This is a genomic window from Halodesulfovibrio spirochaetisodalis (assembly GCF_001672295.1).
Taxonomy (GTDB): domain Bacteria; phylum Desulfobacterota; class Desulfovibrionia; order Desulfovibrionales; family Desulfovibrionaceae; genus Halodesulfovibrio; species Halodesulfovibrio spirochaetisodalis.
This window is the reverse complement of the sequence record NZ_JXMS01000002.1, coordinates 199462-211456: the sequence shown is the minus strand read 5'-3', so window position 1 is coordinate 211456 and position 11995 is coordinate 199462. Positions and strand designations below refer to the sequence as shown.

At 46.0% G+C, this 11995-nt stretch carries 10 protein-coding genes and 1 riboswitch; of the genes, 7 read left to right on the top strand and 3 right to left on the bottom strand.

The genetic code is table 11. From position 1 onward, the window contains the following. From SP90_RS02215 to SP90_RS02205, 3 genes are all read left to right on the top strand, one after another. On the top strand, positions 1 to 924 hold the full coding sequence (locus SP90_RS02215; protein ID WP_066852099.1) for an SPFH domain-containing protein: 924 nt from the start codon (positions 1 to 3) through the stop codon (positions 922 to 924). Between the two features lie 150 nt (positions 925 to 1074). Then, a complete protein-coding gene (gene tgt / locus SP90_RS02210) occupies positions 1075 to 2199 on the top strand; it encodes a tRNA guanosine(34) transglycosylase Tgt (protein ID WP_066852097.1) in 1125 nt (374 codons plus the stop codon). A 291-nt stretch (positions 2200 to 2490) separates the two neighbouring features. Then, positions 2491 to 2587, top strand: a riboswitch (glycine riboswitch). Between the two features lie 502 nt (positions 2588 to 3089). Continuing rightward, positions 3090 to 3488: a hypothetical protein gene (locus tag SP90_RS02205; RefSeq protein WP_066852095.1), complete on the top strand. Its 399-nt coding sequence runs from the start codon at positions 3090 to 3092 to the stop codon at positions 3486 to 3488. A gap of 118 nt (positions 3489 to 3606) precedes the next feature. Here SP90_RS02205 and SP90_RS02200 read toward each other — a convergent pair whose 3' ends face one another. After that, positions 3607 to 5625 (bottom strand): methyl-accepting chemotaxis protein, encoded by a 2019-nt coding sequence (locus SP90_RS02200; RefSeq protein WP_066852093.1) that lies wholly within the window; start codon positions 5623 to 5625, stop codon positions 3607 to 3609. 9 nt (positions 5626 to 5634) lie between these two features. Beyond that, positions 5635 to 6084 carry a cytochrome c family protein gene (locus SP90_RS02195; RefSeq protein WP_066852091.1) on the bottom strand — a complete coding sequence of 150 codons (450 nt, stop codon included), beginning with the start codon at positions 6082 to 6084 and terminating at the stop codon, positions 5635 to 5637. A 458-nt stretch (positions 6085 to 6542) separates the two neighbouring features. Between SP90_RS02195 and SP90_RS16580 the strand changes: the two genes are divergently transcribed. Together SP90_RS16580 and SP90_RS02190 are read left to right on the top strand one after the other, a co-directional pair. Continuing rightward, positions 6543 to 6713, top strand: a complete 171-nt coding sequence (locus SP90_RS16580; protein ID WP_157471163.1) for a hypothetical protein — start codon at positions 6543 to 6545, stop codon at positions 6711 to 6713. Positions 6714 to 6778: 65 nt separating this feature from the next. Beyond that, positions 6779 to 7915 carry a P-loop NTPase family protein gene (locus SP90_RS02190; protein WP_066852090.1) on the top strand — a complete coding sequence of 379 codons (1137 nt, stop codon included), beginning with the start codon at positions 6779 to 6781 and terminating at the stop codon, positions 7913 to 7915. Positions 7916 to 8048: 133 nt separating this feature from the next. Here the strand turns inward: SP90_RS02190 and SP90_RS02185 are convergent, their stop codons facing one another. Further along, complete coding sequence (locus SP90_RS02185) at positions 8049 to 9410, bottom strand: aminotransferase-like domain-containing protein (RefSeq protein ID WP_066852088.1); 1362 nt, start codon at positions 9408 to 9410, stop codon at positions 8049 to 8051. 187 nt (positions 9411 to 9597) lie between these two features. Between SP90_RS02185 and SP90_RS02180 the strand changes: the two genes are divergently transcribed. Further along, on the top strand, positions 9598 to 10188 hold the full coding sequence (locus tag SP90_RS02180) for a LysE family translocator (RefSeq protein ID WP_066852086.1): 591 nt from the start codon (positions 9598 to 9600) through the stop codon (positions 10186 to 10188). Positions 10189 to 10759: 571 nt separating this feature from the next. After that, positions 10760 to 11623 carry a YitT family protein gene (locus SP90_RS02175; protein WP_066852084.1) on the top strand — a complete coding sequence of 288 codons (864 nt, stop codon included), beginning with the start codon at positions 10760 to 10762 and terminating at the stop codon, positions 11621 to 11623. Positions 11624 to 11995: the final 372 nt, after the last annotated feature.

Here is an 11995-nt window from a genome sequence, read left to right as displayed (position 1 = left end):
ATGACCAGTCTTATTACTTTTGTTGTTATTGCTGCCCTTGTACTCCTCACCGTTGTCAAGACAGCCATTGTTGTTCCGCAAAAAAGCTCTTACGTTGTTGAACGATTAGGTAAGTATTCCAAAACGCTTGAAGCCGGATTGCATATTCTTATTCCATTTGTAGACAGAATTGCATATCGCCGTACCACCAAAGAAGAAATCCTCAACATTCCTTCACAGTCTTGTATTACCAGCGACAACGTTGTTGTTGAAATTGACGGTGTGCTCTACATCCAAGTTCAGGATGTTACTAAGTCCTGCTACGGAGTGAACGATTACTACCTCGCTGCTGCGCAGCTTGCACAGACATCTCTTCGCTCTGCAATCGGCAAACTTACCCTTGATACAACATTTGAAGAACGCGACAGCATTAACGCTGCTGTTGTAGGTGCTGTTGATGAAGCTGCACAGGAATGGGGCGTAAAAGTTCTTCGTTACGAAATTCAGGACATCACCCCTCCTCAGAGTGTAATGCAGGCAATGGAACAGCAGATGAAAGCAGAGCGTGAAAAGCGTGCAGAAATTGCCAGCTCCGAAGGTGACAGACAGTCCCGCATCAACCGTGCAGAAGGCTACAAGCAGGAAGCTATTGAGCTTTCCGAAGGTGAGAAGCAGAAGAAAATTAACGAAGCTGCAGGTCGTGCTCAGGAAATTCTTCTTGTTGCGGAAGCAACTTCCAAAGGTATCTCTCTCATTGCTGACGCAATGGCAGCCTCTAACGGCAAAGAAGCTGCACAGCTGAAAGTGGCTGAGCAGTTCATTCAGGAATTCGGTAAAATTGCTGAAAAATCAAACACTATGATCATTCCGGCTGACATGGCAAATGTTGGCGGCATGGTTGCTTCAGCAACTGAAATTCTGGGCAACATCAAATTAGAAAAATAGAACATCTCAAGTTCGCAACTTCAAGGCTGTTTCTGTCGTATTGTACAGAAACAGCCTTTTTATTTTAGCAAGTTACTAACCACGTAATACCTGTTTTTTTCCTGCAGGATTTGGGATGACTTTGCCCCCCCTCATGAGTATAGTGCCGCCATGGCAAACATCGGAGAATTTACATTACACGCAACGGACGGAGCTGCCCGTACAGGCGAGCTGCAAACTGCGCACGGCGTAGTGCAGACGCCTATCTTTATGCCTGTGGGCACGGTAGGCAGCGTTAAGGGCATTGCTCCTGACGATTTGAACGATATGGGCGCTGAGATCATCCTCGGCAACACCTACCATCTGTACCTTCGTCCGGGCGACGAACTTGTAGCACGCAGAGGCGGACTGCAAAAGTTCAACTCCTGGAACAAACCAATCCTCACAGACAGTGGCGGTTTTCAGGTATTCAGCCTCAGTGATTTACGAAAAATCAAAGAAGAAGGCGTTACCTTCCGCTCCCATCTGGATGGCTCTAAGCACCTGTTCACACCGGAAAAGGTAATCCAGATTCAGCGTAACCTGAACTCTGACATCATGATGGTGCTTGACGAATGTGTAGGCTACGGTGCCGACAAGGCATACACTGCACGTTCTCTTGAGATGACCACCCGCTGGGCTAAACGCTGTCGCGAAGAATACCCGCGCGGTGCCGGTGACAACCTGCTCTTCGCCATCACACAGGGTGGCTTCCATAAAGACCTGCGTGAGCGCTCCATTGCGCAGCTCACCTCTGAAGATTTCGACGGGTTTGCTCTTGGCGGGCTTTCTGTAGGCGAAAGTAAAGAAAAGATGATGGAAATCCTCTATCATTCTGCTCCTCTGCTCCCTAAAGATAAACCGCGCTACCTTATGGGTGTAGGAACACCGCTCGATATCATCAACGGCATTAACGCCGGTATTGATATGTTTGACTGTGTACTGCCTACGCGTAACGCCCGTAACGGCACCCTTTACACGTCACTGGGTAAAATCAGCATCAAGCGTAAAGAATATGCAGAAGATGACGGCCCGCTTGATCCGAACTGCAACTGCTACACATGCCGCAATTTCTCCCGTGCATACTTGCGCCATCTGTACCATGCAAAAGAGCTTCTCTCTTTCCGCTTGAATTCTATCCATAACCTTACCTACTTCCTCGACACAGTTCGCGGTGCCCGTAAGGCTATTCACGCCGGAACATTTGCAGAATACAAAAAGTCTTATGAGGCTATTTATCCAAATGAAGTAGTGTAAACGACACGCTACAACAGCATGCAGTTTCTGCATGTATTATAAAAAATCAAAGCGCCCTGCATAGTTTGCAGGGCGCTTTTTTTATCTTATTCACCATTTTTTATTGCAATATAGAGAATTTTCATCATCTGTTATGCATTTCTTATTGCGTTTTATATCTGCCCACGTTAAAAAGTGACTGCCTCAACATATGGATCTCGGTTGAAGGCAGCAGGAGAGACCGCCTTTTTTGCTTGCAAAAAAGAAACGGCGCCGAAGATGTAACTCTTTCAGGCAAAAGGACTGCTGCTCGGACGAGCCTCTGGAGAGACTCCGCAAGGAGCACCGAAGGAGCAAGCTGCTTTCCCAGTGCAGTGAAACTCTCAGGTAAAAGGACAGAGTGGACCCATAAACCAATATTGCGGTTTTCCGTCCTCTTTTCTTCTTTCCAGTCGTACCGTTTTTCATAAAGGCACCGCCATGCGGGGCTGTTTTCGTGCGTCTATGCTCAAAAATCCTGCATAACTGGGTAATGTTATTTATGATTGTAATCGCCAATGTGCGATGCATATACAAGGGGAACCTGGTTCCCCTCCTGACTGGTTTGTTGTTGTGGTTGCGATGCGCCGGAGCTGATAGTTCCGGCGCATCTGCATTTCTATCAGCAAATCTTCTTGACGCCCCGCCCTGTCGACACTTTCTCTTTATATCTTTCCCTTATTATCTTTAACAGGTTACCTGAAAGAAAACATTATCATTGCTGTAACAGCATAAAACAAGCACTACACTTTCATAGAACTCTTTTTTTATGGCGTTAGCTGAAGCCATCAATAATGTTTCACTATTATCAACTTTTTTTGTCGTAACCTGCACCCTAAAGATAAGAAGATTTATCTTCACAGGAGCTTACTATGCAATCAGTTTCCTTGAAAAGAAATGGCAAAGAGGATCTTGTATTTACAGGTGAGCTGCTTGTAAGCCTTGATGACAGAGAACTCATGGGCGTAACACCAAACTGGTGGGAGCTGAAGCTTTACAAGACTTCAATCGGCAAGTTTATTCTTTCCTCAACCTTCCACATCAACTACCCCAACAGAAGAACATTGCACGGAGCGTTGAGTTTTTCAGAAGCTGCCCATGTACAGCACTACCTTGTAAATGAATGCAACGGGCCTACTAAAATTGCAGACGAATTTATTAACAGAGCTGCCAAACGCGACAATGCATTTCAAACACTCCTGAACAACCAGAAAAGCGGATCTGCATTTAAACAGCCTTCTGCTCGCCCTGTTGCTTCAAAGTCACTGTAACTATCCTGAATAAAAAAAGGGATGGAGCTACCTGCTCCATCCCTTCTATTTCTCACGTAACGCATGCTATGCAAGCTTCTCCTGAAAAAAGCTGCATCGTCCGCGTTGTTACTCTCTGCTACGAACGCATGTTTTCAATAATTCCATTAAGATCCTGCGCCAACTGAGCAACAGATTCAACAGCAGTTGTTGATTCCGTCATTGCTGATGCTGTCTGTTCAGAGATCTCATTGATAACGCTTACAGAATTATTGATCTGTTCACTTGCAGCAGATTGTTCTTCCGATGCAGTTGCAATTGCACGAACCTGATCGGCTGTAGCTTCAACCATTCCCATAATCGCCCGCAGGGCTTCACCGGAACGTGCAGCCAGATCTGTCGATTCTTCAACAAGCTCCACTGCTCTTTCTGTCGCTTCAACATTCTGATGCGTACTGGTCTGAATTGCACCTACATACTCCACAACTTCGCGCGTTGCACTCATTGTTTTTTCTGCAAGTTTACGCACTTCATCTGCTACTACCGCAAATCCACGTCCGGCATCGCCTGCACGAGCAGCCTCAATAGCTGCGTTCAATGCAAGAAGGTTTGTCTGGTCTGCGATATCCTCAATAACAGTAATGATCTGCCCAATACCATCCGCACGGGTTCCAAGCACACTCATCTCTTCTTTAAGCGATTGTGCCTGCTGAGCTACGGCGTGAATTTTATTCACAGCCTGCTCAACAATCTCTCCACCTTCAGCTGCTTTATCCTGCGCTGTGGCAGCAAGCTCTGAAGCGTCGGATGCATTACGTGCTACTTCAAGGACAGAAGCATTCATCTGTGTCATGGCACTGGCTGATTCACCGGTGAGCTTTTGCTGTTCATCAGCACCATTGCTGGACTGACGAATCTGCGCAGCCAACTCTTCGGAAGCAGATGAAACCTGTTCGGAAATAGCACGTGCAGACTGGGCTGCATGCGTGATTTTTTCATTCTGCTCTTCCACACGGCGCTGCTGGTTACGCATGGTTGTCATATCTGTAATCATAACAAACACGCCAAGCATTTTGCCGTCGAGGTCGTAAATCGGAGCCGCATCAAAAATAAGTGTCAGTTCCACTTCAGCAGCATTTACCAACACAGCTTCATTACCTGTGGAAGGCTGACGGGATGAAATAACTTCCTGAATAATCCGGTCACAACATGGATCGTTCACAACAAACTGGGAAACAGGCACACCTTTGTAGTCAACCGGTGTACCGGAGACTCCCATAAGATCAATTGCTTCCTGATTTGTTGATGTAACTTCACGATCCGCATTACATACAAGAATAGGTGCGGTCATGCCGCGTAAAACACCTTTTGAGAAACCAAGTTCAATCTTCAGCTTATCAACCATTGAACCAAGGTTTTTCGAAAGATTACCAAGCTCATCTTCGCTTTCAACAAAGAAGTCTGCGTTAAAATTACCATTAGTAATGGCATCTGATGCAGCTGTAATCTTCTCAATAGGCTTGATAACAACTTTACGGATAAAAAATACAACACTGAGAACAAGTACAACCAGTCCGCCTAGGCAGATGGCCATATTCTCATACATTTGCAGCTCAATAGTTCCCATTGTAGCTGAAATATTTTTAGATATGACAAGTTGCCCGATAATGGGCTTGGAAGCACCGTGACAGTGCTTACAGGACGGGGCATTGGGGATTGAGATAACTCTGAGAAAAACAGGGGAATTACCGCCGCTCACAATCAGGTTTTCTTTGATAGGCTTGGAAAGAGCTTTTTCAGATAAGCTGGCAAATCCATCAACCTTGATCAACCCGGACATTTCTTTATCAATGCTGTCCGGCTGAGTGGAGTAGGTAACTTCACCTGCGTAGTCGGCAAGGTAAATATCCATACCCGGATATTCTGCCTGAAACCGGCTGAATTCTTCAATTGTTCCCTCGTCATCACCGATAATCATCGGGCGTTCAATAGCTTCCTGCACCAATTGTGAAGTCTGAGTTAACGACTCACTCAACTGTTCCAGCATCCCCTTTCGCTGAAGATATGTTGAGGTACCAATAAGCACAGAGAAAACTACAAACGAAATAGCGGCAATCAATACAGTAATCTTGCCACCTAAAGAATTCTTTAATGCCATGCTGTCCTCCTAGTGCGCACCACTGGCTATAAGTGGCTTAAATCCAAAGTCATTAACACGGGCTGCACTGTGACAAACCACGCATTCCTTTGGATCAGGCTTGCGCTGAATCAGGGAGGCTTCGCCTGCTTCAGCATGTGCCGCACCTGGCCCATGACATGTTTCACATCCTACGTCAGCAAATTCAGGTGTCTCCTCGAAGCTGACAAATCCCCCTTTTCGGTATCCAGTCGTATGACATTCATAACATTCTTCTTGCTCAGCTTTTGTGAGCTTCGGCGCCATTACAGCAATACTCTCCCAAGACTTTGCTTTTTTTGAGTATTGCATAAAACGCCCGTGTTCTGTTTCGTGACATTCTCCGCATGCTGCCGAACCCACATATTTGGCAGCGAAAGAAATACACGGAAGACACAGAACCAATACGAGAGCAGCTAGAAAGACTCTCTGGTTTTGCATAGTATTCTTCTCCCTTTTTGGAAGAGCATTAGCGTATTCCCAACACGCTTGCCCGAACGCTCTCCACGACAACCACCCACAGGCTCCAACAGGGTGAAAGAGCCCTTCTACCTCCATCGGTTTTTCTGAACCATTCTTTAGTTTTCACATGAATGTATAATCGTAAAACGTCATTTTTTTGTCCCCCGACTAACTACACAGCCAACATGCTTTTTTTATTCTTTAAAATCAATAGATCGAATAAAAAATGTCGACAAAACACTTTTATGTCTGTGACCACAAACTTACACCAGTAGCAATGCATCTCTATCTTTAGACAGCAGTGAGAGAATATACATTTTTCAATATCATATGTTCTTCTCCCACTCACATATTACACTGCTATTGTAAGGAAAAACACTCCTACCTACTGAGTATTACTGCGCAATGAAACTGACTGTATATTAAAGGTGATACCAATGGTTACAGATTATAAATCCTCCCAGACACGTAAACTGCGAAATATTTTACTCATTATACTGTTCATAACGTTTATTATTGGTGCATGGCGCATTTTTACGGACACATCTCCTAAAGGTATTCAAGAAGCAGACAAGGTATTTCAAGAAGAAAAAAATTTAGAGAAATAGCCTGTCACCATCACCAACACCAAATAACTGTCCAATAACGTGTGCAGGAACCTGTGGAGAAAGCAATGCCGACAATTGAAGAAGTTTTACATATCAAGCTTGAAGCCAGTGACCCGACCATTGCCGGTGCACTGCATACCATGCTTTGTGACTTCCCGTTCACACACCTTGTAAATACATTGCAATTTACAAAGCCCGAAGTGCTCGTCATTGGCTGCACAACATATTCAAGCGAAATTACAGAACGAGTTAAAGAAGCAAAAGAACACAATTACGGTGCAGTATACGTATGCGCCTCACAATATACAGACAATGACAAGCATGAAGCCCTGATTGCAGGTGCTCGTGATTTTTTCAGTTATCCGATTAGTAAGCTCATTCTTCAGCGGGCATTGCAGGATTATCTTACGAACCGAACAGTTGATTCCAGCCTGCCACGACCACCTAAGGTTGTTGCAGTAATGGGAGCACGCGGTGGCTCCGGCACAACCTCTGTGGCAGTCAACCTTGCTGCATGTTTTGCTAAAGACGGTTCTGAAGTGGCCTTGCTTGACTTCTCAAGACCTTATGGAGACGTGGCAACGTTTCTCAATACCCCTTCCAAAAGAGATAGACGCCACGTTGCACGAGATTTGGATTTGATTAATCCAGCTTACATTACCAGCACCATGTACCATCACAGCAGCGGCATACTAGCTCTTGTGGCACCGGAAATAACAATGGGAACAGGATGTGTTGTGCCGGAAACAGTTTCAGCCATTCTTATTGCAGCCGGAGATGCCTTTGAAACGATTGTTGTCGACATGGGAAGCCGCGTTGACGCAGCATTATACAGGGTATTGGAACTGGCAGATGCAAGCCTGCTGATAGCAATGCCGACCAAACCTTGCATGAACAGTGCAAAGCGGTTTGTCCAGACAATTACTGCGGGCGGGTTTGAGAACTTCTGTAAGCTCTCACTGGTGCTGACAGGGTGTGTTTCCGGTAATACCTTATCAAAATTTGAAATTGAAAAAACAATCGGTGTGGACTGCATCACCTGTCTTCCGGAAGACCAGAAAGGTACCTTTATTGCCATTAATGACGGCACACCGTACTGCCATATTTTCCCTGAGTCACCGCTGTCAGACAGCATAAAGGAACTGGCTGCGCATCTGGTGCAACACGATTGCCCGAACACTGCTCCTGAAAAAGACGAATAGCGTATCTCGAAAATACAGACTGGCTACTATGCAGCCAGTCTTTTCTTTTGCCCAATAACCTATGAACAAGATTGCAAACGGCTCGCCCTCGTAGAACCTGCCATCATATGTGCTGATTCTATTCAATCTCTTGTTATGGATTACGAGCAAGGTCACGCAGTATTTTTAGACCTCTTTCCAGATCTTCAACATGTTCAGCCCCGCTTAATGCCACACGCAATGCCTGAGGAGCATCTGCATCTCCCACAACAAATTTTTCAGCACTAAACACGTTTACACCGGCTTTACTGGCAGCTGACTCAAATGCGACCCCGCTCCAAGACTCAGGAAGTTCCCACCAGCCGAAAAAACCGCAGCCGGACAAATGCAACTTTCCGCAATCAAGTATTGAGCGCGCCAGTTCACCTCGTTGTCTTGCCTCTGTGCATTTACGTTTTCTGGCTGCTGCCACCTCTCCGTCTGCTATCCATTTTGTTATGATTTCCACATTCAGTGCGGGAACCATCCACATACTGTTTAGAATACTCTGCGCAAATACCGTTCGATGCTGCTCAGGAACGCGTAGGAACCCTACACGCAAACCTGCTCCAACCATTTTAGAAATACCGGCAATAAAAATGCTCTGCTCCGGCAGTAGTGCAGACACAGGTAACAACTCTCCGTCCTGCAAAAAGGCATACGCATCATCTTCAATAATTGTCAGATGGTGCTTCTCAGCCACAGCAGCAAGCGCAACCTTCCTGTCGTACGGCATACAGATTGTTGTCGGATTCTGCATATGAGGCAGTAGATAAAGTCCCTTCACCTCGCGCTGCCGACACGCCATTTCAAGCGCCTCAGGGATCATGCCGTTTTCATCCATAGCAACTGGACACAAACGCACTCCCATGCTCGCAGCAAGCGCCTTGAAACCCGGATACGTCAGCGCATCTGTAGCAATCCTGTCTCCGGGTTTGAACACCGCAGAAAGGGTTGTTGAAAGACCATGCTGAGAACCTGCAGTAACAATCAAGTCGTCTCCTGTTGCGGGCATACCGTACAGACGCACAAGCTCGGCACCTATATCCCGATGCTCTGCCAGACCACGCGGGTCAGAATACCGTAGAAACCGTTCAGGATTTTTGCGTCTGCTGATTGTACGCAGTGCCTCATTCAAGTCAGGATCAAGGTGCGGCATGGGCGTTGCCAACCCCATCTCAATCAACCCCGGAGAATGCGGTTCAAACGACACCATAGAAGTAGAGGTGACCGCATCCACAGACACGAACGTTCCCCGCCCTACAGTACTGGCCACCAGATTTCGCCGCTCTGCCTCTGCATACCCGCGAGTAACGGTGGACACATTCACACCAAGCTCATCTGCCAGATCTCTGTGCGTTGGCAATCGTGTAGCCGGAGCCAATGTGCCGGAAAACACATCACGTTCAATGGCATCTGCAAGCGCCAGATAAAGCGGAGCTCCCTCTGCATCTATATTCGGTATCCATTTTGTCATGCATACAATGTTAGCGTTGACATTCACACAATGTCAATTCTATGGGTACAATCAGAACAGTAGCCCTCACACAATGTTGTATGCGCAAAACAGGCCTACTTCACTTCCTGTGGAACCTGATGGAGACATCGCATTACTAACTTCTCTGCGTAAACGTAACAGTATCAACCTAGTAAGGAGCATATCTATGCTGGAATTTTTTGTACCTTTTGCCATTTTTATATCTGTAATGACCGGCACACCGGGACCGGGAAACATGACCATGCTTGCCATCGGGCAGACTACAGGGTTCCGCAGTGCTGTCCCGTTTTTACTGGGAACAACAATAGGCTTTGCTGCACTCAATATTCTTGTGGCAATGGGATTGGGAGAAGCATTTCAACGTTGGGAATGGCTGGCACTGACACTTAAACTCGGTGGCACTGTCTACATTCTCTATTTGGCGTATAAGATATTCAAACTGCAAGCTGCGCCACCGGAAACAGCCAAGCAGTTCAGCATCGGCGAAGGGCTGCTTTTGCACCCGCTCAGCCCTAAAAGCTGGGCTATGTCCGTTGCTGCATACAGCCAGTTCTTTTACCTGCTTCCGCTTACGCCCAAAACAGTCGGGATGTTTGTCATCCCGTTTATGATCGGACAGGTAACCTTCCACTCAATGTGGTGCGGACTTGGCGCAGGGCTCTACAACTCACTCAAAAGCCCTCAAACAAGACTGCTGGTTAACTCATCTCTGGTTATTCTCATGCTTGGTGCAACAGTATATGCACTGATGACCTAACTAACATGATCTGGTCAGTGTGGTTGATATTTACATTTTCAAGCCGCATTGTGCACAAGCAACATAATCAAAAACGCCCACTTCAACATATTGAGAACAAACAACTTTTCATTATAAAATATTTTTATGCTTTATTAAAAAATTATTTACTATAAAAACTCTTTTTTACACTGGACGCTGCCCAGCGCTTCGGATAGATAGCGCTCAGTCAGGTGGGGACAGCCCTAACTCGCGTCCCTTTTTATGAACACTAACCAAGGTTTTTGTATGCAGAATACGCAGATCGCAAACAGACAGATTACGCTTTCCTATACGGAAAGTACTCTTGCGTGCGTACTCCATGAGCCTTGGACTACGCACCGATACGTGCGGCTGCGATAAGCTGCGACGTTTACAATATCTTTACTAAGGCTCGGAACATGTGTTCGAGCCTTTTTTTATTCCATTTCAACCCGTTCCATGTCCTGCACAGAATCTGCTGGACACAGAACAACGTTACTGGCGTACAGAATATCCTGAAACCGGCCTTACCGGAGCACAATCTAAGCTGTAAAACACAAGGAAAGAACCAATGCAGTTTAACCGTCATGCTCTTGCCTACTCCCTTCCGTGGAACATTTTTCTCCTCACCTTCGGTGCAATCATTTTTATCGTGGGATACAATGGCATTGCTGTGCACCACAGCTTTATCCCAGCCGGACTGTATGGATTTGCAGTTTTCGGAAGTTATATAAGCGATGCTTTTACCACACCGCAGTGGTATCTGCTTTTCAACATTCCTATCTTCGTTCTCGCATGGCGCAGCGTGGGGAAAAGATTCTTTTTGTTGAACTTATACTGCATGCTCCTTGTAACGCTTCTTACACAATACTTCACTCTAGACCTGCATATTCAAGACAGACTTCTCGCATCTATTGCTGCAGGCATTATCATGGGACTTGGTAGCGGCATTATCCTGCGCTCCTTTGGAGCTGCCGGTGGTTTTGATGTGCTTGCGGTCATTTTAAACCAGAAAATTGGACTGCGAATCGGCGTATTCTTCTTCATTATTAACGCAATTCTGATGAGCCTTATTGCTGTACGCTTTAACCCTGATCTTGTGGTCACCACGATGATTATGCTCTTCCTCAGTTCATACGTAACTGAATACGCGCTTTCCATGTTCAACCAAAAAAAAGCGGTGCGTATCATCTCCTACAAAAACGAGGAGATCATGGAACACATGCGTAAAGCCCGCCGCCTGAACGGTACACTTGTATGGGGTACCGGCTCCTATTCCGGTAAAGATGTGAGCATGCTTTTCTGCATTACAGACAACATCCGTATGAAGCAGCTTGAATCCATTGTTTTTGACACTGACCCGAATGCTATTTTTATTGTGGAAAGCACCTTCTCAGTAATCGGAGCCAACTTTTCTCCACGAAAAATGTACTAACCCCAAGAGCATATTCACACAGCACCCATGCTCACAATATACGACAATACATTTTGATGTAAAAAGCCTGACTCGCACAAACGTACAACGTTTGTTTCAAGTCAGGCTTTTTTCGTCTCAAAATCTCAAGGAAGCCCAGCATGGCATCAGACAATCCCGCTTTCCCTAGCCAGACAAGATTACTTGACGAACCGGCATTGATCTGGTGCTGTAATGATAGCGAAGCATCAGGAGGAACCATGCACAAATTTTCAGCCTGCCTACTCATAATGAGCATACTACTCGCAGGAGCATCAGGGTGCGCAGTTAAAGCACGCGGCAGCTATTCCATTGAACATAAAACAAAAAGATCGGGTAACTTTATTACCCTAT

Coding starts and splice junctions, on each gene's coding strand:
- SP90_RS16580 (WP_157471163.1), top strand. CDS start 6,543: ATGGTTACAGATTATAAATCCTCCCAGACACGTAAACTGCGAAATATT.
- tgt (WP_066852097.1), top strand. CDS start 1,075: ATGGCAAACATCGGAGAATTTACATTACACGCAACGGACGGAGCTGCC.
- SP90_RS02195 (WP_066852091.1), bottom strand. CDS start 6,084: ATGCAAAACCAGAGAGTCTTTCTAGCTGCTCTCGTATTGGTTCTGTGT.
- SP90_RS02175 (WP_066852084.1), top strand. CDS start 10,760: ATGCAGTTTAACCGTCATGCTCTTGCCTACTCCCTTCCGTGGAACATT.
- SP90_RS02185 (WP_066852088.1), bottom strand. CDS start 9,410: ATGACAAAATGGATACCGAATATAGATGCAGAGGGAGCTCCGCTTTAT.
- SP90_RS02200 (WP_066852093.1), bottom strand. CDS start 5,625: ATGGCATTAAAGAATTCTTTAGGTGGCAAGATTACTGTATTGATTGCC.
- SP90_RS02180 (WP_066852086.1), top strand. CDS start 9,598: ATGCTGGAATTTTTTGTACCTTTTGCCATTTTTATATCTGTAATGACC.
- SP90_RS02190 (WP_066852090.1), top strand. CDS start 6,779: ATGCCGACAATTGAAGAAGTTTTACATATCAAGCTTGAAGCCAGTGAC.
- SP90_RS02205 (WP_066852095.1), top strand. CDS start 3,090: ATGCAATCAGTTTCCTTGAAAAGAAATGGCAAAGAGGATCTTGTATTT.
- SP90_RS02215 (WP_066852099.1), top strand. CDS start 1: ATGACCAGTCTTATTACTTTTGTTGTTATTGCTGCCCTTGTACTCCTC.